Below are 22,432 nucleotides of genomic sequence, written 5' to 3' on the forward strand. Positions count from 1 at the left end.
TTTAATCAAGGAATCGATAGAGATTTATAATCAATTACGGCCGCACCTTAGTTTAGGAATGAAAACCCCAAATGAGGTGCATGAAAAAGCCAGTTGGGAATACCAACTGGCTTAATAAAAACCGTCAACCTATTTTAGGACTAGACAGTTCATCAATTAATAATGCCCTGCAAGCTGACTAATCTTGCTCGTTGGCTTTTCTCATCAGATCTGCTTCAACTATTTTTAGCGCGGCAAGCGCGGTATTAGGTGCTATGCCATGAGTTTCAAACAAGTAGATTAAATCCACAGCCAGTTTTACTTCATCACTGGCGGACGCTAAAGCGTCAGATTCAGGGTGAGACATAATATTAAATCAAGTTGATAGGCTATTGGTATATAGTGGAGCGATTATGTCAATTAGGCAAGCCTTAGCACTGTTATGCAAGCGGGTAGTAATTACGGTGTTTCTGTTGCTAATTTAAATCCCTTGTCTTGTAAGTAATCTCTAATTTTTACCGCTTGCTCGCAGTTCATATTTAACCAAACGCCAACGGTGAGTTCCCTTAAAAATGTGGTAGAGAACTGATAATTCGCAGCATCAATTTGGGTTTCGCTAAAAAACTGCTCACCCGAATATTTATCACCAAATGCATAATCAACCCGCCCTTTAGTTAACAACAGCATGCCTTGATTGATTGTCTCAGTATTAAATAATTCGACTTGCGCTTCTTGCAGCAATTTACCTATCCCTTCTCGAGATAACGCCCGTAAATAAGCAACTTGCTTGCCTTTTAGCTCACTCAATTGCCGCCAAGAAAACTCCCCCGGCTGCCGCTTACGATAAAGCCCGAGTTGAATGGGCTCCTCTGATAAACTCATGAGTATTTCAGTTGTGGTAATTTGCGGCGCCGGATAAAAGCTCGCACACCAATTGAGGCTTTTAATAGTTTGATGTGCCCTTGCTGGAGGCAAAAATGTGGCCTGTACTTGTACGCCACTGTCCTTTAAGGCTTGACGTAGTAACTTAAACGCCACACCGTATTCAGGAGGATTTTGTTGCTCGGTAAAGTAGGGATAATCAACAGCAATAACCTCTAACGGTTGAGCGTTCAATTTTGAACAAAAAACAACAAACATAACCCCAATAATCATCCTTAACACAATCACTCCTTGTTTAGCTTTGCCGTTAACTGCAACAACCCCACCTAACACAACACTGTTTAAAATATAGCAGCTACTAAGCTAATACCGCCTAAAAGATAAAATCAGCTACCTTGACCAATTTTAAAGCAGATAAGCTGACTTTTACTTTTGCATCGCCCTAGGCACGGATATACTGATAACAACGCATCAATCAACATTGAGAACAGTATGGACAATAGCCCAGAGGCAAGAACCCAAAAGCTAGACTTCTCTGCAATTAACAGTACGACTGCCAAATCTTTTAACGCGCAAAAGAACCTGATTAAGCGTTTATTTAAAGGTAACACCGTGCTGTGTGAAACCTGCAAACAGCCTTTACACTTGGTTGTGCCAACTGAAAAAGCCCAAACCGGCTTATATGGCGTATTTTGTAAAAAGAAGTGCACCGATATCCATTTAGAAATGGAAGTCATTTGACATCCAGACTCGCTAAGGAGTGGTCATGAACGCTGCAATTATAGGGTCGACAGGCCTGGTTGGGCAGGCACTGTTAAAGGCTTTATTAGCCAGCGGTCAATATCAACGTATCTGGCTTTTGGGTCGTCGCTCTCCCGAGATAAGCGACAGTGGCGACACCACCGTTACCGTGAGTCAATGTGAGCTCAATGACATTGGTGAACTCAGCCCACCGTTTCACATAGACCACTGTTACAGCAGCTTAGGCACAACCATAAAACAGGCTGGCAGTCAGGCTCAATTTATCGCAGTAGACAAAACCGCAGTGCTGGCGTTCGTGCAACTTTGTAAAGCTAAGGTCAATTTGGTTATAACCGCATTGGGCGCTAACCCAGACAGCCGCGTGTTTTACAATCGAGTAAAAGGTGAAACCGAGCAAGCACTCGCGAGTTACTGCCGACAACATCAGTGTAAATTAGTGCTATTTCAGCCAAGCTTGTTGCTAGGCGCACGCCCACACAGTCGCAAACTTGAAGACCTTGGCCAAACCATCATGCCCCATCTACGCGCCGTTATGGTTGGTAAGCTGCGTCAATATCAGCCTATTGAAGCGGATATCGTCGCCAAATCTATGTTGCTTCATAGTCAATTATTGCTCAATAAGCCCATTAGCACCGTTAGTAATCTTGATATGCTCGCGCTACGCGGATCATAGGGCGAAGCTATTGAGTATAAAGTTAAGTCATCGCCTTAATACCATTGCAAGCCTCATTGGTCCTCAACCCGCACAGATATGGGACTGTTGTTGCGACCATGGATTGTTGGGAGCAGAGCTGTTAAATCATGGTCATCAAGTGCATTTTGTTGATGTGGTACCTGAAATTATGCAGGCACTCGAAGTCAAATTGCAGCGTTTCTTCCCGCACGTGAACGGCCAAGCTCCTAACTGGTTTGTACATTGCGCAGATGTTGCCCGGTTACCACTCATCCAGCACCCAACCCAGTTACCCATTGTTGTGATTATTGCCGGCATAGGTGGCGAGCTAATGTGCGAGTTATTACAAGCCTTGCAACCAATTATCCACCAGCGTCACACGCCACTATCGCTGATTCTCTGCCCTGTCAATCATGCTTATTTAGTCCGCCAGCAAGTTCGCTCTATGCCGCTGTTAGTCACTGATGAGCTATTAATCGAAGAGAACCGACGCTTTTATGAAATCATGCAACTCAATACCCTTCATGGCAAGCCAATCACCGCGACTGGCGATAGTATTTGGCAAGCACAGCCAGCTAACATATCTGACACCACAACGGTAGTGACAAGCACGGCAAAGCGTTACCAACAAAAGCTGCTAGATCATTATCAGCGCCGTCTCATTGGCGCTGAAAAAACAGCTGATCAGAACGCGATTAAACACTTAAATGAAGTGATCGCGGCCTACCAAGGCCTTAACCTCAGCCGCTAAAGCCGATCACGAGACTTAGCGGCTGACAAACACTACTTACCCCCTCGCCCTTGCCAAGTTTTTTTAGCTATGTATAGTAGCGCTACTTTTGTCTTTCTCGCTCCACTTCCACACTATGCGTCTATTACATACTCATGTTCACCCCGAACTCAGCGCACCTTTTGGGCGAAAGTTTTACCGCCCAGCAAGTCGCGGTATCATTATCAATGGTGAAGACATTCTGCTGCTGTATACCGCACGCTACGATGATTACAGCCTACCGGGCGGTGGCGTTGATGCTAATGAGCACATTGAAAACGGATTAATCCGTGAGCTTGAAGAAGAAACTGGCGCCCGCAATATTCGTATCCTCTCTGAGTTTGATCGATATCGTGAATTGCGCCCATGGCACAAAGATGATTATGACTGCGTAGATATGGAGTCATTCTGCTATGTTTGCCAAATTGATCCACAATTGGCTGAAACTCGGCTCGAGTCCCATGAAATCAGTAATGGCATGCGACCCGTTTGGATTAACATCCATCAAGCCATTGCCCACAACGTCAACACCATGGCCGCAAGCCCAAAAAAAGGCCTATCGATTATTCGAGAGACCTTCTTACTGCGTCAAATTGTTGCTGAGTTAATCGACTAAGTCACTCAACTCAGCAGTGATGATATTAAAAATTAACAAAGAAGTTGATGATCATCGCATTGACAATATCAATGAAGAAACCACACACCAAGGGCACAATAATGAACGCTCGGTGAGCGGCACCATATTGCTGTGATACCGCGGTCATATTAACGATTGCGGTTGCCGCCGACCCTAATGTCACGCCGCCAAAACCTGAGCAGATCACCGCCGCTTCATAATCCTTACCCATAGCTTTAAATACAATAAAAATGGTAAACATGATAGAGAGCAGCACCTGCAGCACCATTACTACTGAGATATACAGTAAGCTGCCTTCAAGCTCCCAAATTTTCAGCCCCATTAATGCCATGGTTAAGAACATCCCTAGGCAAATATCCTGAATAAGTGTTAAACCACGACCAGCCTCTTCAATATAGGTACTATGAATTTTACCGCGGCGAGCCAGAATAAAGCGCCCTACATTACCAATGATAATCCCCGCTAATAGGCAGGCAACAAATAGTGGCAGTTTTAATCCCGCTTCCGCTAGCCCGAGGTCGATGAAATAGCCCACAATCAAAGTGACGTTAAGCCATAACCAAGCGCGCAATACGCCAAAATAGTCAACCGACAGACTTTGGCTCGCACCATGGCTAGAACCAATATCCAAGTCACTATCATGGCTAGCGGTGAGTTTGTGACGTTTCATCAAATAGGCGGCAATCGGGCCACCAATGATACAGGCAGAGATTAAACCTAAGGTATTAGACGCGATACCTAGTTCCGCGGCATTGGTGATCCCTAACTCTTCAACAAAAGTTGGTGTCCAAGCCATAGCGGTACCAACCCCACCAATGAGCGATATCGAACCAGACATTAACCCCGCTTTAGGATCGAGGCCAAATAAACTCGCTACACTCACACCAAGCACGTTTTGCACAAAAATAAAGCTACTAGAGAGCAGCAATAAAATCAGCAATGGCTTACCCCCTTTTAGCAAGGTGGCTATATCCGCTTTTAAACCGATACCGGCAAAGAAATACAACAGCAAAATATCACGCACTTCCAAATCAAATTCAACCTGCAGATCAAATCCGTAATATAAAATGCCGACAATTGCCGCACAGGCAAAACCACCCACAACGGGCTCGGGAATACTGTACTTACGTAACAGCTCATAACGACCAATAATGTTTTTACCGACGAATAGCGCAATAATGGCTAAAGTGAAAGAAACAAAATCTTTGATCTCAACAACTTGGGGTTCCATGTAGTTAATTCCCATCCTAACAGGGCTCTAGTTTACAAAATGTTCACAAAATAACAAATACTTGGCTAAACATATCTGCTGATATTATTGAATCGTAACGAGTTAAACCTGAACCTCAGTTTGACACAGGTATCAAATTTGCCATTGCGCATACTTGCTCATTCACTATTGCGACCAGACTCACAAACTGCCAAAACCACAGGTTAATATTCACCAGCCCATGCAAAAACCAATCACCATAAGCTGTAGAATTGTAACTGCAACGCTAACGCTCTCCCATCAATCTGTTACCGAATTCAACCGCAAAGGTTAAATATCAATTAAATACAAATGGTTGGACTTGCTCATTGGCAAACAATCGCGGAGTATTTTTTGTCCTACAAAAGGATACGAACTAAGGAAGGTTGATATCACAATAAATAGAAAGGTAACGGTTATGTTCAAAACGCTCTCAGGTCGGATTTTTATCGGCCTTTTCGCCGGATTATTGCTTGGTACACTAATCCAATATGGGTTCACTGGCAGTGAATTCGCCAATGGTACTCTGGTTGACGTGGCTTCGGGCGCAGGTAGCATGTTCGTGCAGTTGATTATGATGCTGGTGGTTCCGCTGGTATTTTTCTCTATTGTGACTGGCATTGTCGAATTACAAGATCTGAAATCATTTGGACGTCTTGGTAGCAAAACCTTTGCGCTATACCTTATCAATACCATTGTGGCGATTGTTGTTTCTATTGGTCTAGCCCTATGGATCGCACCAGGCGCAGGTATGCAGCTTAGCGGCGATCAAAATGCTAGCCTAACCTCCACGGCACTACCTAACTTTATTGAGATGATTGTCAATATCATCCCAAGCAATCCAGTGCGCGCGTTCACTGAAGGCAATATGCTTCAAATTATCTTCATGGCGCTGCTAACCGGCGGTATCATCAAGGCTTTAGGTGATGAAGTAAAACCAGCAGTTGCCTTTTTCCAGTACGGCAACAAGATCATGCTCAAAATGATCACCGTGGTAATGCAGATAGCCCCAATCGGTGTCTTTGCATTAATGGTCAAACTGGGCGCGACATTCGATCCTTCTGCTTTCCTCAGTGTACTAAGTTACATCGCAGTCATTGTTGGCCTACTGGCATTTTGGGCACTAATTGTTTATCCATTTGTGGTCAGCCTCACCACCAATATCAGCGCTGCAGATTTTCGCCGTAAAACCCGCGAACAGTTCCTGTTTTCACTTTCAACTGCCAGCTCAAACGCCACAATTCCAGTGACGATGCGCACCTTAACCGAAAAGCTCGGTGTGAAACGTTCTGTGGCTGGTTTTGGTGTCCCTATGGGCGCCACCATGAACATGAGCGGTGCCGCTATCTATATCACTGTGGCAGCATTTTTTGTCGGTAACGCTTTTGGTACGCCAATTACCATGGAGCAAATCCCAGTCCTTGCCTTTAGTGTGTTCTTGCTCTCTATTGGAGCGGGCGGCGTACCTGGTGGCGGTATTGTTATGATAGGGGTACTTATCCACCAGATGGGCTTACCTGTTGAAGCCATCGCTTTGGTTGCAGCCCTAGACAGAATCATTGATATGTTCTGTACCAGTACCAACGTAGTGGGTGATAGTGCGGTGGTAACCATTGTTGACCACACCGAGCAGCACGAATCACAATCAGTAAGCTTGGCAGGTAAAGCGGCCTAATCGGTCAGTTTTCCCCCCGCCTTAAAAATCCCGTCAATATTGACGGGATTTTTGTTTTGCGCGCAACGACTTAGTGATTTACTTATTGCCTCCAATTTAGCAACTCCATGTAAATACTCACGATTACCACCAATGTTCATGGATATAAAAAAGGGACTACCCAAGCTGTTAATAACGTGTTAACGTAAAAATGTAAGCGGTTACATTTTATTTTCAGTAACACAATCGAACAGGACTCGGACATGGAAAATCCACATTCGCTGCAACCTATCTCATTTAAAGAGAAGGCCGGTTATGCATTAGGCGATATGGCGTCAAATTTCTATTGGCGGGTGTTTGATCTGTTCTTGTTTATTTTTTATACCGATGTATTTGGGCTCTCACCTGCTGCCGTCGGCACCATGATGTTAGTCACGCGCATCATCGATGCTGTGTCAGATCCTTTTATGGGCGCGCTAGCTGATAGAACTCAAACCCGATGGGGCAAGTTCCGCCCTTATCTCATCTGGGGCATTCTACCTATTACCGCCGCCGGTGTGCTGACCTTCACCGTACCGGATGTGTCTGAGCCGGGTAAATTAGTTTGGGCCTATGCCACTTATATTTTCATGATGTTGGCGTACACCTTTATCAACGTTCCATACGGCGCCTTAATGGGCGTTATCACCGGCAATAGTCAACAGCGTACCACGCTGACAAGCTTTCGCTTTATAGGTGCCTTCTCTGGCGGCACTTTAGTAGCATACTTAACTCCAGAGTTGGTTGATCTTTTTGGCAGCAAGGATGAAGCTTTAGGCTGGCAGCTCACTATGATGTTTTATGGTGTGCTTGCCAGCTGCCTTTTTGCGCTAAGCTTTTTTGCCACTAAAGAGCGGATTGCTCCAAGTCCGAAACAATCAAGTTCTGTCCGTCAAGATTTACGGGATTTAAGCCAAAACAAACCATGGTTAGTACTGTTTAGCCTCGCACTCATCATTATGCTTACCATCTCTTTGCGAGGCAGTAGCGGCACTTTTTATTTCAAATACTATGTTGAACGCAGCGATTTAATTGGCGCCTTTTCTATGGCATATATGCTCTCTCTAGCAGCTGGCGCAGCAATTACGCCACTGCTAACTCGCTACATAGACAAAAAACAGTTACTCATGGGCTTAATGCTTATGGTGACCGTGCTCTCCGCACTGTTTTACTGGGTGCCTGCTGACCAAATAGCGCTGATGTTCGCATTACAAATTGGCATTGGCTTGTGCTTAGGGCCGAAATCGCCCTTGGTCTTTTCCATGTATGCCGACAGTGCAGATTACAGCCAATGGCGCACAGGGCGCAGAGCCACGGCCATGATTTTCTCAGCGGCCTCATTTTCGCAAAAGCTCGGTGGGGCACTGGCTGGCGGAATTATTGGTTGGATGCTCGCCACCATGGGTTATGTGGCTAATACCGAACAAACCAGTAGTTCACAGCAAGGTATCGTATTGCTGATGACACTGCTGCCGGCACTATTTGCCCTGATATCTGTGTTTATTATTCGCTTGTACCCACTCAACAACAGCACCATGGGCACCATACAAAGCGAACTGTTTACCGAGCAAAATAAGGTTTAACTATGTCTACCGCTCTGCCCTACCTGCTAAAAGAGGACCATATTGCGTTAAATAGCCCATTGCGTCTGCCTAACGCCAGTCACTTTTTGTGGAATAAGCAGATGATGCTGCACATCAACTGCCGTGGCTTTGCCACTGGCCAATTTATGCAGCCGGAGCCTGCGAAGTACTCTCATGGACCCGCTCTGGCTGCAACCACTTTTATGCAACCGGAACATCACTACTACGCTAACCATCCGGGCCGCTTTTTTTACCTTAAAGACGAACAAAACCAAGCAATCTATTCACTGCCGTTTGAACCCATGCGCAAGCAAGCGGATAAGTTCGAATTTAGGGTCTATAGCCATCAAGTCATTTGGACGATTGAAGTGATGGATATCAGCATTGAAATCTGCGTGACATTAGCCAGTCAAGATGCTGCAGAGCTGTGGCAAATTAGCTTAACAAATTTAAGCGATAACACGCGGCAGTTAAGCCTTTACCCCTATTTCAGTATTGGTTATATGTCGTGGATGAATCAAGGCGCAGACTTTGATTCGACTCTGGATGCCATCATCGCCACCAGCGTAACGCCTTATCAAAAAGTCGAGCAATACTACCAACAAAATCAATTTAAAGACTGCACTGCACTGATCGCTAATACCAGTCCAGATAGCTGGACCACCCACACAAATAGCTTTGAGGGGTTAGGTGGGCTGAATAATCCCGATGCGCTGCAACAGTCAGCTTTAGACAATAAACCGAGCTGTTACGAGCCCCCCATTGCCGCAATGCAATATCGATTACAGCTCGATACTGGCACAACACACCAGTATCAATTTGTTTTTGCGCCCGCCAAAGATAAGCAAGAGATTGCTGAGCTTAAAGCCAAGTATCTGCAGCCAGAGAGCTTTGACGATAACCAGCGCAATTATCAGCAATATTTACACCGCGGGCAAGGTAAGTTACAGATTAAAACCGCCGATGAGCAAATCAACCAAATCATTAATCAATGGTTACCTAGGCAGGTATTTTACCACGGTGATGTCAACCGGTTAAGTACCGATCCGCAAACCCGCAATTACCTGCAAGATGCACTGGGCATGTGCTTTATTGATGCCAGCATTAGCCGCCAAGTGTTTATTACCGCTTTATCACAGCAAAACAGTAATGGCGCCATGCCCGACGGCATACTGCTGCATGAAAATGCGAGCCTGAAATACATCAACCAGGTGCCACATACCGATCATAATGTTTGGCTACCTATCTGCTTACGTGCCTATTTAAATGAAACCGCTGACTACGCCCTGCTTGAGCAAAATTTGCCGTTTGCCGACAGTGATCAGCAAGCCAGCGTGCTGCAGCATATTGAACTTGCCCTCGATTACCTGCTTAAGCGCCGTGATGAGCGCGGCCTGAGCTATATCGAACAAGGTGATTGGTGCGATCCGATGAATATGGTAGGCCACAAAGGTCAAGGCGTATCAACCTGGTTGAGCTTAGCTAGCGCCTACGCCTTACAGCAATGGGCGAGTATCTGTGATGATTTAGCGCTTGAAACCAAAGCCACATACTACCGCAACCAGGCCAGCATAATTAACCAAGCGGTCAATCAACACTGTTGGGATGGCAATTGGTACAACCGAGGCTTTACCGATGCCGGGCGTTCATTTGGCTGCGCCGCTGATGAGCAAGGTGAGATTTTCCTCAACCCCCAAAGCTGGGCGCTGCTTGCAGCCACCCCCAATGCTACGCAACAACAAAAGATGCTTGACGCTATCGAGCATAAGCTACACACGCCTTTTGGTGCCATGATGCTGGCCCCCAGCTTTACTCATATGCATGAAGACATTGGCCGGGTGACACAGAAGTATCCAGGTACCGCTGAAAATGGTTCAGTTTACAATCATGCGGGCGCTTTTTATGCCTACAGCTTATGCCAAGTAGGCCAGTATCAACTGGCATTCGAGCAGTTGATGTTAATGTTCCCAAATCTGACTGATGCAGAAGTGCGTGACCAACTGCCTAACTTTATTCCAAACTATTACCGTGGCGCATTTCATCAAATACCCAGCCACGCTGGACGTTCAAGTCAGCTATTTAACACTGGTACTGTGGCTTGGGTATACCGCTGTTTAATTGAAGAGATCATTGGTCTTAAAGGCCATAAAGGTGAGCTTATTGTTGCGCCGCACTTACCCAAGCAGTGGCAATACGTGCAACTGAAACGCACTTTCGCTGGCGCGACCTTTGATGTCACCATCAAGCAAGCCCAAGTCGATGACTATCAAATTCTATTGGATGGCATCCCCGTCAAGCAGCGTATTAGCAATATTGTCGCCAATCAGCATTATCAATTACAGGTGATCCAGCCGATAACAAACACCAACACGCCACTCCAGCAGCAACCGGTAAGTGTCACACATGAGCTCAGTTAACATGCAAGCGGACAACTCAGCGCGATTGATTATTGTCATGGGGATCTCTGGCTGCGGTAAAAGCGCTTTGGCACAGGCAATTGCAGAGCATTTACCCGCAACTTATATCGAAGCAGATGACCACCATAGCCCAGCCGCAAAACAGAAGATGGCCGCTGGTAGCCCGTTAACAGAGCAAGATAGAGCACCTTGGATAGCACGATTACTTGCAGTGGTAGCACAGCAGTTACAGCAAGGCAACCACTGTGTACTGGCCTATTCTGGGTTAAAAGCCCATCACCGTGCTCAGTTTCTGTCCTTGAGTGATAATAGCTGTTTCATTCACCTTGATATCGACGTCGATGAAATAAAACGGCGACTTTCAGCGAGGGAGAATCACTTTTTCAACCCCAGCTTACTCGACTCACAACTGCAAGCCCTTGAGCCCGCAGGTCCCTATGAGCAACTGCACTGCATTAGCCAAAGCCTGCCACCACAGCAACTGTTAGCCAAAGCGATGGAGATATTGCATGCCAATGATAAAACAGCACACTAAGCACGCTGACTGCAGCGCTAATATGACCTTTGCTCGTTTGGTGTGTGTGTTGCTCGCGCTGCTGGGGTGCAATTCAACGTTAGCTAACTATCAGGCCCCTTATACCGCTAGCGCCCCGCGTATCGACGGTAAAATCGATGCAAAACTCTGGGATAAAGCCCCATGGCTTGCCATCGATAAACCTATTATTGGGCCTTTGCCTGCGGCCAATGACTTTAGCGGAAAAATGCGCGCCATTTGGGATGAGCAGCACCTGTATTTGCAGGTGTTGATTACTGATGATGTCATTTTTGACCAATACGCTGATCCACTACATCGATACTGGGATGATGATTGCTTAGAGTTATTTATCGACGAAGATAATAGCGGTGGTCTGCACCAGTATAATTTCAATGCCTTTGCCTATCATGTTGCCATTGACAATCAGGTGGTCGACTTTGGTCCAGCAAGCCAGGTAGAGTCATCAAGCAGCCAACCAACTGGCGGGCCAATGCTGCTCAATCATCACCTGGACAGCCAATGGCAACGCAGCGCTGTAGCCCCACACCAAATCGTATGGGAATTAGCGGTAAAGGTTTATTCAGATCAATATCAAGTGGATGATACGCGCAGCCAACAACATGCACGGGTAACACTCAGTGCGGATAAAGTGATGGGCTTTATGCTGGCTTATTGTGATAACGACGGCAGTGAATCACGCGAGCACTTTGTGGGTACCCACGACATTACCCCGCAAAACGGTGACAAAAACTTGGGCTACATTACCGCCGATGTGTTCGGCAAACTCACCTTGGTAAAATAGCCCGTATACTCGCTAGGTAATATTAGCGGGCTAATTGACGAGCTATGCAGGCCGATGATGTTTGGTAATGAAGCGATCAAGCTGATTACCAAAAGCTTGTTTTTCAGCGGAGCCTATGGCTGCAGGTCCACCAGTTTGCACCCCACTGGCACGCATAGTGTCCATAAAATCACGCATGTTCAAAATCGATTTAATATTGTGCTCAGTATACAGCTCACCCCGAGGGTTGAGGGCAAAGCCTCCTTTATCAATGACTTCAGACGCCAATGGAATATCTGCGGTGATCACTAAATCGCCGGCCTGTAAGCGCTGGACAATTTCATCATCTGCCACATCAAATCCTGATGATACTGTCACCATACTAATGAAGGGCGAAGGCGGTGTCCGTAAAGCATGATTGGCCACTAGCGTCACCTGCACTTTGGCTCGGTCTGCTGCGCGAAACAAAATCTCTTTAATCACCCCAGGGCAGGCATCGGCATCAACCCAAATTTTCATTATCGCCTCTCAAACTATCATCGTTATACACACCCGCAGCTCCAGTCATGCCGCGTGATTTAATACCCACGGCTGAAACCAATCAGTCTAAGAGGTTGCTCGACTCTGCTTGAATGGTATGACTCGTAATAAGATACGATTTTATGGGCCGCTTTGCTGGCGCGACTATAGCATAGATGAGCTATCGCTGCGGCATAAATGACTATATGCGTTAGGGTAAATATGCTAGTTTCACTGACTTAGATACATCGCAAGGACTCACTATGTTTGACCAACACTGCCTAGGCTTTTTACGCCAGTTGGAACAAAATAATAACCGCGAATGGTTTAAAGCAAATCAAACCCAATACGAAGCCCAAGTGCGCAGCCCAGCACTGCAGTTCATTGAAAATATGTCACCGCATATTGCTCAGTTATCACCTAGATTAAATGCGGTCGCTAAAAAAGTCGGCGGCAGCTTAATGCGGCCGCAGCGCGACGCCCGCTTTAGCAAAGACAAAACCCCCTATAAAATCAATGTCGGTATTCAATTTCGTCATTTCCAAGGCAAAGATGTGCATGCCCCAGGCTTGTATCTGCACATTGCCAACGAGGGCTGTTTTATCGGCGCCGGCATTTGGCACCCAGATAGTAAGGCCCTCAATCAGATCCGTAGCTGCATAGATGAAAACCCACGCGCATACACTAAAGCGCTGGATGCGGTCGCCGCGGGCTGCTTTGACATGCAAGGCGATAGCCTCATTCGCCCACCGAAGGGCTTTGATAAGCACCACCCACTCATTGATGAGTTAAAGCGTAAAGACTTTATCGCTATCAAACCTTTTGCTGCAGAGCAGCTTTGCCAAGCCAATTTTGAGTCTTGGTGCGCAGAGCAGTTCGCCCATAACCAAGCACTGATGCGCTATTTGTGCTTTGCTCTGGATCTCGATTACTAAACCACGCTCATTAAAAATGACCGCGGCCCTCAATTTAATTAAGGGCCGCTGCAAATGGCAACAGATAGCAGATCAACTAATATTTGATTTGGCACTGATAAATTAGCGGTTATTTGCATGATGTCGCGATAACATCACACAACTAGGGGATAATTAGCACAATATTCGAGCAAAAACGGAAAGTTAACGCTAAATAACGTACACTAAAGTCACTATACGCGAATGAAAGCTGTTCTAAATGAGGATTGATGACTTCTAATAAAGATAAGTACAGTATCGACAACACCGACTATACCGTCGGCCAAGACAACATCCAAAAATGGGGCTTTGATGTCCACAACCCGGTATTTGGGATCAGCGCCTCACTCATAGGCCTATTCTTACTCGCCATTTTGCTGGTTGATCCAGCGACCTCCAAAGCCGCTCTTGACGGTATCAAATGGAAAATTATCGGCTCATTTGACCAATTGTTCATGTGGTCTGCCAATATCTTTGTGCTGTTTTGCTTGGCAATGATTGTTTCGCCATTTGGCAAAGTCCGCTTAGGCGGCAGTGATGCCAAGGCCGATTATTCAATGCTGTCATGGATTGCCATGTTATTTGCCGCCGGCATGGGCATCGGCCTAATGTTTTGGGGTGTGGCAGAGCCTGCGGCCTATTTTACCGGCTGGTATGAAACCCCACTTAATGTCGAGCCCAACACGCCAGAAGCCGCCAAATTGGCCCTTGGCGCAACGATGTTCCATTGGGGTCTACACCCTTGGGCCATTTATGGTGTGGTGTCGTTGTCATTGGCATTTTTTGCCTATAACAAAGGCCTACCTTTATCGATGCGCTCGGTGTTCTATCCGATTTTAGGCGATCGCACTTGGGGCTGGCCGGGACATGTCATCGATATTCTAGCGGTATTGGCAACCCTATTTGGTCTGGCGACCTCACTTGGCTTAGGCGCACAGCAAGCAGCCAGTGGTTTCCATCATGTATTTGGCTTTGATAATGGCCTAATGCTGCAGATCGGTATCATCTTTATCGTTACCCTGGTGGCCGTTATTTCGGTCATGCGTGGTATTGACGGCGGTGTTAAGCTCATCAGTAACGTTAATATGTTGCTGGCGCTAGCACTAGTGGTATTTGTCGCGCTGGTATCTTTTGCTGTGGCAATGGGCACGATTCCAACCACCGTCATGGACTACATTGAGAACATTATCCCCTTGAGTAACCCTGTCGGCCGTGAAGATGAAGCTTGGATGCATGGCTGGACTGTATTCTATTGGGCGTGGTGGATTTCATGGTCACCATTTGTCGGCATGTTTATCGCCCGTATTTCTCGTGGCCGTACCATCCGTGAATTTATGGTGGCGGTACTGATAGTACCCACCCTAGTGACTATCTTATGGATGTCGGTATTTGGTGGAGTTGCCATTGATCAAATTGCCAATAAAGTCGGTACATTAGGTGAGAAAGGCTTAACGGAAGTGCCGTTAGCCATGTTCCAAATGTTTGATGCCTTGCCTATGGGGAGCATCTTGTCCTTACTGGCGGTGGTTTTGGTATTGGTGTTCTTTGTTACCTCATCGGACTCAGGTTCACTGGTGATTGATAGCATTACCTCTGGTGGTAAAGTCGATGCGCCCGTTCCGCAGCGAGTGTTCTGGGCATTTATCGAAGGTGCTATTGCTGCCGGTTTAGTGTGGGTAGGTGGCACGCAAGCCATCGAAGCCTTGCAAGCTGGGGCGATTTCAACGGCATTGCCATTTACGGTTATCTTATTGGTCATGTGCTTGAGTTTAATACTGGGGCTGCGCACCGAGCGGCGTTAACCCATCAACAGCATCAGCTAACACTAAAAAGCCAAGCGTAATGCTTGGCTTTTTGTTATCCTTTTTCCGCCCTTTCTCCTAAGAACTCGCTGATCTTTTTTGCTAATCTTTTTCCTATTTAGCCATAAAGCATGCGTGTACTCATGCGCGTGCTGAGCGGTATTTACCCGCTCACAGCCATAGCTTTTTAATTGGCGTGTCGCCATCAAAGTGATGATGGATCTGCGCTTGTAAAAGCTCGGCGGTAGCAATGGCGTCGGTCAGTGCATCATGTGGCGGGTACGTCGGCAGGTGATAACGGCTGCGGGTATTCGCTAAACGGATGGATAGCGGTCGGTTGGGCTTAAACCACTCAATAAAACGTTTTTTTCTTGTCCGCAAAACATCGGCTTCAATCTGCATGGTATCGACAATAGGAAACACAATCCCTTCATTAATCATCCCGCGCAGAGCGGAGTCGAAAAAATCCCGCTCAATACGCCGATAATGTACCACCACCACTTTGCCAGCTAGTTCATCTAGCAATTGCTCCAGTATACGTGGCAGCGCTGGGGCGCCCTTCAAATCTGAGTGAGTAATGCCATGGATAATAATTGAATCTTCCTGCAGCTTATCTTCAGGGGTAATAAACCAATGCTTGGCTTGGCGACAAGCAATGCGTTGCAAAGTAAACGGCACTAGACCAATACTGATAATGCTGTTTTGGTTTGCATCCAGTCCGGTTGTTTCAAAGTCTAACGCAACAAACTCGACTTGTTTGAGCGGTGTTTCACTGTGATAGGTGCCGGCCTGGTAGAAATGCTTCAGGCGGCTATCTTTGCTTTGCTGCTCTTTAACCTGTAAAAAAGCCTGCCAGTTCAGGATCTCTTGGTTAGTAAAGTTCTCCATTACTTAGCCTGCTGCATACTATTCGCGCTATAACGAAACTTCAGGAAGTTCTGGGCGCTACTGAGCACTAAAAACGCATCTTTAAGGTTGCGGCGCTCAAAGTCAGACATATTCTCCGGCTCAATATTATTATCAGGCTCTTGTTCAGCCTCAATGTCGAGCGCTTGATGGCGAATACGCACTAGCGAGATAAACTCCATCGCATGCTGTAGGTCTTTACCTTTTGATGGCGGCAGAATTCCAGCTTCAATAATATCTTCTAAGCGATCGAAAGAGTTTTGTGACTGAGAGCCTATGGCTAAGGCATGTACGCGGATCAGATCAGCAAGGGGCGCCGTGCCGCGGCGCTTTAAGTTAATGGAGTTATTATGCCGACCATCTTTTTCCATCACGAAGTCTTTGAAAAAGCCCAGTGGCGGTGTACGGTTAAGCGCGTTCCTAGCTAAGCAAGCAAGGAAACGATTGTTTTTCTTAGCTTTACGTAAAATAAACGCATTAAGCTGCTCTGCCCACTTGGGCCGACCGTAAACCCCATAAAGGTCAAAAAAGATTGAGCAGTTGAGTAAAGCCTTGGGATTGGGATTATCAATCCAATCGGCAAAGCAATCCTCCCACTGACTTTGGGTTTTGCGGTATTCAGGGTTAGTAGCCATGATGTCGCCGCTGCAATAGGTATAACCACAGGCTGCGAGCCCATCACAAACAAAGGTGGCCAACTGGGCAAAATACTCACCATGCAACTGCGGCTGATATTCATTGTCGAGAATAATGGCATTATCTTGATCGGTCACAATCAGTTGCTCATCACGGGCCATAGAACCCAACGCAAGAAAGCAATAGGGCACCGGTGGCGGGCCTAGTTTTTCTTCAGCAAGCTCCAGCAAACGTTGCTTAAAGCTGCGGCCAATCTCAGACATGGCACGGCCGACCATATGCGAATTTGCATCTTCATTAATCATCCGCACGAAACAGTCTTTCAATTGCCCTGATAGTACCACCAAGTCGTCGACACTATTTTGCTGGAAAATACTGCTCACAATCAGCAGGCTGTTTTGCGACTCGTAACGGATAATATCGGTCACTTCAATCAGACCTATGGGCTGACGATTTTTTAAAATTGGCAGGTGATGCACGTTATAGCGCAGCATCAGTAGCATTGCCTCAAAGATATAGGCGTTGTGATCTAACGATATCAACTCCGTCGACATCACCTCATCCACTTGAGTTTCAACATCGAGCCCATCGGCAATCACCTTAGCGCATAAATCACGCACGGTAATAATGCCCACAAAACTAGCGCCACCATCGTCAGGTAAACTCGGATCGCAAATTATCGCCGCCGACACATTCTCCTCTGACATCACCCGCGCCACCTCTTTTACCGAGGTCGTCATTGGTAAAAACACTGGCGCACTGCTAAGAATGGTTTTTACTTTGGAAGTGGTTAATGAATTGGCATCGTCACTATTATCTTCAACCGCCTGTTGTAGCCGGACACTACCTTCTACCTCAACAAAATCAGCAAACGCATCGAAACGTTCGCAAAAGTCATCAAAAATGTTCTGTGGAATACAATACAGCAAGGTATCTTTTAAGGCCTTGGCGGGAAAACGTACCTTGTTATTAGTCAGTAATCCCATCTGCCCGAATAAGCCGCCCTGGTCTAAACGGTTATACAAATCACCATTACGGCGATACACCTCTACCACGCCACTGCGGATCATATAGAGATCTTGAATCTTATCTTCAAACTCAACAATCATGGAGTCAGCACGGTAATAAGATATTTCAACACTTTGCGACGCCTCAACTAAAGCCGGCTCAGGCAATTGGTCAAAAGGCGGGTATTGGCGAAGAAAGTTTTGAATTTCAAGTAACTCGACTTGCATGATGCGCTCAATAGGCTGATATCCATTTGTACTTTGAGTATATGGTATCTACCGCGTGGTTGCAGCTAACCGTGTTAGAGTTTGCCAATAAAGCGCATTTGCTCACAGCCTTACAATTTGATAGAGGTTGTATGGCACACTTAGGCAATAAGCCGCTTATGAGTTCCCGCTTCGCAAACAGATGTAAAGCCAGCTCGTGATAGCCGCAATAGATTATCCCCCGTGAGCAATGTTCTGCTACAATTGCGCCAAGTTATTTACCCCTAAAGCACCCAACATGACCGATATCGCCTCGTCAGCAGCGACCACTAATGCCGCTCAAACCGCCGACTTACATGCCAATATTGCTGCCGATAGCAGCACACAAAAACGAGCCCTGAGCTACAGCAGCACATTACACCAGCTCATCACCCAGATATTCGCTGTCAAAATGCCAGCAGATAGAGTGTTAGCAGACTACTTTCGTGCCCATAAAAAGCATGGTTCTAAAGACCGACGTGTGATTCGAGAGAGCCTATTTGGAATTTTTCGCTGGTGGGGTTGGTACCAACAGTTTGAGCAACCCTTAGCCCAAAGCCAAAGCTGGTTCGCGATATTGGCTTTTACAGCGAAATTTGAGCAGCACAACTGGACTGAAATTGCTGATGCATGGGCAAAATTTGCTCACATGGAGGCATTATCAAACCAAGCAGAGCTTACTGATATCGCTGCTAAGTGCCAGCGTCTTAACGAGCATAACCCACAACTAAAACTCGCCGTTAACGACCTTCTACCCGATTGGTTTTGGCAACACATAGAGCCGTTATCAACAGAGCAAACCGAGCAGCTATTGCAAGCCATGAGCACGCGCCCGCCGATTTGGGCCAGAGTACAAGGCATCAGTGTTACCAAGGCATGCCAAGTATTGGTTGAACAGGGCATTGAAGCCACACCCAGCCCGTATTTTGCCGATGCGATAAACCTGGGTCATAAGAGCATTAACCTCAATGGACTCAGTCTTTATAAAAACGGTCAGTTGGAGATTCAAGATTTAGGCTCACAGGTTATAGGCCAAATTTGCGCACCAAAAGCAAACGAACATTGGTGGGATGCCTGCAGTGGCGCCGGAGGTAAAACACTGCAACTGCGCTCATTAATGCTGGCACAAGACCCTAAAAGCCAAGGCAGTATTGTCGCCTCTGATATTCGTCACAAACCATTAGAAGAGCTGCACAAACGTGCCAAACGAGCAAAATACAATCACATCACAACGGCGCGCTGGCGCAGCGATGCTTTGCCAATTAATGCCGATGATATTGACCATGTGTTGGTAGACGCCCCTTGCAGTTGCACCGGCACATGGCGGCGTAACCCAGATATGCGTTGGTTAGACGATGAGTCAGCCATTACCGATAAGCCTGAACTGCAATTAGATATTCTCACCCGAAGCAGCCATGCGGTTAAAGCGGGCAGCTATTTAGTCTATGCCACCTGCTCACTGGCCAGTGCGGAAAATCAGCAGGTCGTTAACGCTTTTCTTGCAGCACACCCACAGTTTGAACTGCTTAGCGTTAGCCACCCTTTTACCCAAACACCCGCAGAGATGTTAACTGTGCAGCCCTACCAAGCTGACAGCGATGGCATGTTTGTCGCCAAAATGATAAAACGCCGCTAAGCGGCGCAAATCAAACCCGCTATCAATCAGCACTAGACCTGCAATCATCAATTTGCAGGTCGAACCCAGCTATTTGCCAACTTAGTTTTAATCTCCCCGCCTGTCATCTGCACTTCATATTGATGTCATATCACTGCAATCTATGCAACTTAGCATCAAGACGATAAAACGTTCACACCCTGTTTTTGGAATCAAAGATGGCACACGATCAATACCACGATGAAGCTTTATGGCTCGACGAGTCTTTAGATAAACAACAACGTAAGCGTAATAAACAACGTCGCCGTACCAACAATAATCAACACAAGCGTCACCACAGCGATGGCGCCTATTTCGAAGACAATGTTGATGAGTATGGCGATAGCCAGTGGCGATAACAATTGATGCCCTTATAAGTGCTATTGCCGCAGCAACAAAAAAGGCCAAACTAAACAGTTTGGCCTTTTAAATGATTATCGCTTAATGGCTAGAATGCCGCGCTACCACCAATGTAGAAACCGCTATCAAAGGTCGAGTTTAAGTTGTCGTCATATTGCAAACGAATATTACGATAGCCAGCAAACAACGCTAATGAAGGATTAAGCTTGTATTGAATTTTGCTATCTAACTCATACTGACCATCGACACTGCCAAATGACAGCACCGAAGGTGCGTAATAACCCGAAGCTAAAAATGATAGGTTTGACCCTAAATCCATAGCATAACGACCACCAATACCAACGACACTGCCATTAGCACTGCGCTTAGCCCAGTAGTATGAATATTTAGCACCAATTTCAAAATGGTGAATGCCTGCATCATGGGTAACATGCATCGCACCACTTGCGGCATGGCCACCGTCGGTTGCATACATATAGCCAAACACAGCATTAGTGGTCTTGTTTAAGTCCACGGCAAGTTCAGTTGAAATCGCATCATCATTTAGGCCAATGGTAAAATCATTAGCAAAAACAGAGGTTGATAACATCACAGAGGTTACAGCCAAAAGAGCACGGGTTTTAATCGCCATAATTACATCGTCTGAAAAATTTTCGCAAGCATAGCAAATGCTTAATTTAGCTTCTATCATTTTGTTTTTAAAGAATTTAAAACCTCAAAACCTTAAACATTATCACGCCAGTTTTGTTACAGTTTTTACAAAACCACCACACACATCGCAGCCATACCTGAACCTGCCCGAAACAATTACCGGCAAATTAAATTGCGCACAACTTAATTTATGATACAGTATGACCAATAATCGCTACTCGCCATTGAGGAACCTGAGATGTCCATTTATCAATTTAAAGCTGAAACCATCACTAAAGACACCATTGATATGTCGGCATATCAAGATAAGGTATTGCTCATCGTCAACACCGCCAGCGCGTGTGGTTTTACGCCGCAATACAAAGAGCTGCAGGCGTTATACCAAAAGTATGGTCCGGAAAAATTTGCCGTATTGGGTTTTCCATGTAACCAATTTGGCCAACAAGAAAAGGCTGATGAAGCGACCATCAATCAATTTTGCGAGCTCAATTTTGGGGTGAGTTTCCCATTATTTGCCAAAATCGATGTCAATGGTGAACACGCCGCACCGTTATTCGAGTACCTCAAGCAGCAAGCCCCAGGATTATTAGGTAGCAAGAAAATTAAATGGAACTTCACCAAGTTCTTGGTCGACAGTCAAGGCCATGTCGTCAGCCGTTACGCACCTACTACGAAACCCAGTGCGTTAGAAAAAGATATTGAAAAATTATTAAGCTAATTCAATTGGATAAAATTTATTCAATTTTATTTGTTTATTTTTTGAACTTTTAGCGGGCGAGTGACTCCAAATATTGAACGCGAAAATTGATTTTCAAGTTCGTCATTCTCCCTAGGGCTTCTAGCGCAGCCCTCTTGATCTTAATCGATCAGCAGGCAACCCCCTTGGTTGCCTTTTTTTATGCCTGCACTGCAGCGATCGACACTGGCGATGACTCAGGCGATCAACACAGCTAAGCAACTTTATTGCTCAGTAATTAAAATCAAAAATATTTTACCCAATAGTGAACTTTTAAGTTTTAAGTGACTCTGAGTATATGTAACCGATTTTCATGGTGTTGAATATCAGGTTTGGGCCAACGGCCTACCCCATAATTAACACTGTTGTTTTCAGTTCATCATCATCTCCCTTGGGTGTGATAAGCACCTGCTCAGTGAGACCTCGCTAGCGCACTGGCCACTGAGAATTGAATACTGTTTGAAGATAAAAGAGTATGTTATGGCGACCACTGGGTCGCCATTTTTTTTACCTGCGCGTTAGCCTATCTAACTTATACCAATCAATATTACGCTGCCGGTTTGGGGCAAACTCACCAAGAATGGTTATAGCAAATAATATTGGCTAATAGCGGCGGGGAAATACGCACAATACATTCGCACTGTGCATTCGCGAAATCGCCCAGTGATGGCAAGCTATTAAGTGGTATACGCCGCAAATGGGCGGTTATTTAGCCACTTACACGTTTATTGGCAAAAAAAGAAAAATAATTTTATCTGATAGTGAACTTTTAAGTATTGAGTGACTCTGAGTATATGTAACCGATTTTCATGGTGTTGAATATCAGGTTTGGGCCACCAGCCTACCCCATAGTTAACACCGTTGTTTTCAGTTCATCATCATCTCCCTTGGGTGTGATAAGCACCTGCTCAGTGAGACCACGCTAGCGCACTGGCCACTGAGAATTGAATACTGTTTGAAGATAAAAGAGTATGTTATGGCGACCACTGGGTCGCCATTTTT

21 protein-coding genes are annotated in these 22,432 nt (G+C 46.0%); 14 read left to right on the forward strand and 7 right to left on the reverse strand.

Translation table 11 applies throughout. From position 1 onward, the window contains the following. Nucleotides 1-178: 178 nt before the first annotated feature. A complete protein-coding gene (locus tag L865_RS24175; protein ID WP_037471572.1) occupies nucleotides 179-346 on the reverse strand; it encodes a DUF2496 domain-containing protein in 168 nt (55 codons plus the stop codon). A 92-nt stretch (nucleotides 347-438) separates the two neighbouring features. Continuing rightward, complete coding sequence (locus tag L865_RS0118550; RefSeq protein WP_157577667.1) at nucleotides 439-1,143, reverse strand: type 2 periplasmic-binding domain-containing protein; 705 nt, start codon at nucleotides 1,141-1,143, stop codon at nucleotides 439-441. A gap of 210 nt (nucleotides 1,144-1,353) precedes the next feature. Here L865_RS0118550 and L865_RS0118555 point away from each other — a divergent pair, with 210 nt between their 5' ends. From L865_RS0118555 to L865_RS0118570, 4 genes are all read left to right on the forward strand, one after another. Then, entirely contained in the window at nucleotides 1,354-1,602 is a 249-nt protein-coding gene (locus tag L865_RS0118555; RefSeq protein ID WP_037471576.1) for a hypothetical protein, read from the forward strand. Between the two features lie 25 nt (nucleotides 1,603-1,627). Continuing rightward, nucleotides 1,628-2,296 carry an NAD-dependent epimerase/dehydratase family protein gene (locus L865_RS0118560; RefSeq protein WP_028774616.1) on the forward strand — a complete coding sequence of 223 codons (669 nt, stop codon included), beginning with the start codon at nucleotides 1,628-1,630 and terminating at the stop codon, nucleotides 2,294-2,296. Nucleotides 2,297-2,306: 10 nt separating this feature from the next. Further along, entirely contained in the window at nucleotides 2,307-3,047 is a 741-nt protein-coding gene (locus L865_RS24180) for a tRNA (adenine(22)-N(1))-methyltransferase (RefSeq protein WP_169732711.1), read from the forward strand. Between the two features lie 115 nt (nucleotides 3,048-3,162). Continuing rightward, nucleotides 3,163-3,681 carry an NUDIX hydrolase gene (locus tag L865_RS0118570; protein WP_028774617.1) on the forward strand — a complete coding sequence of 173 codons (519 nt, stop codon included), beginning with the start codon at nucleotides 3,163-3,165 and terminating at the stop codon, nucleotides 3,679-3,681. Nucleotides 3,682-3,706: 25 nt separating this feature from the next. Here the strand turns inward: L865_RS0118570 and gltS are convergent, their stop codons facing one another. Continuing rightward, nucleotides 3,707-4,933, reverse strand: coding sequence for a sodium/glutamate symporter (gene gltS / locus L865_RS0118575; protein WP_028774618.1), 1,227 nt, complete (start codon nucleotides 4,931-4,933; stop codon nucleotides 3,707-3,709). Between the two features lie 436 nt (nucleotides 4,934-5,369). Here gltS and L865_RS0118580 point away from each other — a divergent pair, with 436 nt between their 5' ends. The 5 genes from L865_RS0118580 to L865_RS0118605 all read left to right on the forward strand — a co-directional run bounded on the left by L865_RS0118580 (nucleotide 5,370) and on the right by L865_RS0118605 (nucleotide 11,981). Then, nucleotides 5,370-6,626, forward strand: coding sequence for a dicarboxylate/amino acid:cation symporter (locus L865_RS0118580; protein WP_037471579.1), 1,257 nt, complete (start codon nucleotides 5,370-5,372; stop codon nucleotides 6,624-6,626). Nucleotides 6,627-6,868: 242 nt separating this feature from the next. After that, nucleotides 6,869-8,227 carry an MFS transporter gene (locus tag L865_RS0118590; RefSeq protein WP_028774620.1) on the forward strand — a complete coding sequence of 453 codons (1,359 nt, stop codon included), beginning with the start codon at nucleotides 6,869-6,871 and terminating at the stop codon, nucleotides 8,225-8,227. A 2-nt stretch (nucleotides 8,228-8,229) separates the two neighbouring features. Continuing rightward, the gene (locus L865_RS24185) at nucleotides 8,230-10,644 is read left to right on the forward strand and encodes a GH36-type glycosyl hydrolase domain-containing protein (protein WP_051484696.1); all 2,415 of its coding nucleotides are present in this window, start codon (nucleotides 8,230-8,232) and stop codon (nucleotides 10,642-10,644) included. Beyond that, the gene (locus tag L865_RS24190; RefSeq protein ID WP_051484697.1) at nucleotides 10,631-11,179 is read left to right on the forward strand and encodes a gluconokinase; all 549 of its coding nucleotides are present in this window, start codon (nucleotides 10,631-10,633) and stop codon (nucleotides 11,177-11,179) included. Before L865_RS24185 ends, L865_RS24190 begins: the two co-directional genes overlap by 14 nt. After that, complete coding sequence (locus L865_RS0118605) at nucleotides 11,154-11,981, forward strand: sugar-binding protein (RefSeq protein ID WP_051484698.1); 828 nt, start codon at nucleotides 11,154-11,156, stop codon at nucleotides 11,979-11,981. Before L865_RS24190 ends, L865_RS0118605 begins: the two co-directional genes overlap by 26 nt. A gap of 42 nt (nucleotides 11,982-12,023) precedes the next feature. Here the strand turns inward: L865_RS0118605 and L865_RS0118610 are convergent, their stop codons facing one another. After that, nucleotides 12,024-12,479, reverse strand: a complete 456-nt coding sequence (locus tag L865_RS0118610) for a YaiI/YqxD family protein (protein WP_028774622.1) — start codon at nucleotides 12,477-12,479, stop codon at nucleotides 12,024-12,026. A gap of 263 nt (nucleotides 12,480-12,742) precedes the next feature. Here L865_RS0118610 and L865_RS0118615 point away from each other — a divergent pair, with 263 nt between their 5' ends. Both L865_RS0118615 and L865_RS0118620 read left to right on the forward strand, forming a co-directional pair. Next, nucleotides 12,743-13,414, forward strand: a complete 672-nt coding sequence (locus L865_RS0118615; protein WP_028774623.1) for a DUF2461 domain-containing protein — start codon at nucleotides 12,743-12,745, stop codon at nucleotides 13,412-13,414. Between the two features lie 248 nt (nucleotides 13,415-13,662). Further along, nucleotides 13,663-15,234 carry a BCCT family transporter gene (locus L865_RS0118620; RefSeq protein ID WP_028774624.1) on the forward strand — a complete coding sequence of 524 codons (1,572 nt, stop codon included), beginning with the start codon at nucleotides 13,663-13,665 and terminating at the stop codon, nucleotides 15,232-15,234. Nucleotides 15,235-15,405: 171 nt separating this feature from the next. Here L865_RS0118620 and L865_RS0118625 read toward each other — a convergent pair whose 3' ends face one another. Together L865_RS0118625 and L865_RS0118630 are read right to left on the reverse strand one after the other, a co-directional pair. Further along, nucleotides 15,406-16,122 (reverse strand): 3'-5' exonuclease, encoded by a 717-nt coding sequence (locus L865_RS0118625; RefSeq protein WP_028774625.1) that lies wholly within the window; start codon nucleotides 16,120-16,122, stop codon nucleotides 15,406-15,408. Then, nucleotides 16,122-18,011, reverse strand: a complete 1,890-nt coding sequence (locus L865_RS0118630; protein WP_028774626.1) for a DUF294 nucleotidyltransferase-like domain-containing protein — start codon at nucleotides 18,009-18,011, stop codon at nucleotides 16,122-16,124. Before L865_RS0118630 ends, L865_RS0118625 begins: the two co-directional genes overlap by 1 nt. 277 nt (nucleotides 18,012-18,288) lie before the next feature. Between L865_RS0118630 and L865_RS0118640 the strand changes: the two genes are divergently transcribed. Both L865_RS0118640 and L865_RS0118645 read left to right on the forward strand, forming a co-directional pair. After that, the gene (locus tag L865_RS0118640) at nucleotides 18,289-19,665 is read left to right on the forward strand and encodes an RsmB/NOP family class I SAM-dependent RNA methyltransferase (protein WP_028774627.1); all 1,377 of its coding nucleotides are present in this window, start codon (nucleotides 18,289-18,291) and stop codon (nucleotides 19,663-19,665) included. A 197-nt stretch (nucleotides 19,666-19,862) separates the two neighbouring features. Beyond that, entirely contained in the window at nucleotides 19,863-20,042 is a 180-nt protein-coding gene (locus L865_RS0118645) for a hypothetical protein (protein ID WP_028774628.1), read from the forward strand. Between the two features lie 89 nt (nucleotides 20,043-20,131). Here L865_RS0118645 and L865_RS0118650 read toward each other — a convergent pair whose 3' ends face one another. Continuing rightward, the gene (locus tag L865_RS0118650; protein WP_028774629.1) at nucleotides 20,132-20,674 is read right to left on the reverse strand and encodes a YfaZ family outer membrane protein; all 543 of its coding nucleotides are present in this window, start codon (nucleotides 20,672-20,674) and stop codon (nucleotides 20,132-20,134) included. A 258-nt stretch (nucleotides 20,675-20,932) separates the two neighbouring features. Here L865_RS0118650 and L865_RS0118655 point away from each other — a divergent pair, with 258 nt between their 5' ends. Beyond that, entirely contained in the window at nucleotides 20,933-21,412 is a 480-nt protein-coding gene (locus tag L865_RS0118655; RefSeq protein ID WP_028774630.1) for a glutathione peroxidase, read from the forward strand. Nucleotides 21,413-22,432: the final 1,020 nt, after the last annotated feature.

The organism is Shewanella waksmanii ATCC BAA-643 (assembly GCF_000518805.1).
Classification (GTDB): Bacteria; Pseudomonadota; Gammaproteobacteria; order Enterobacterales; family Shewanellaceae; genus Shewanella; species Shewanella waksmanii.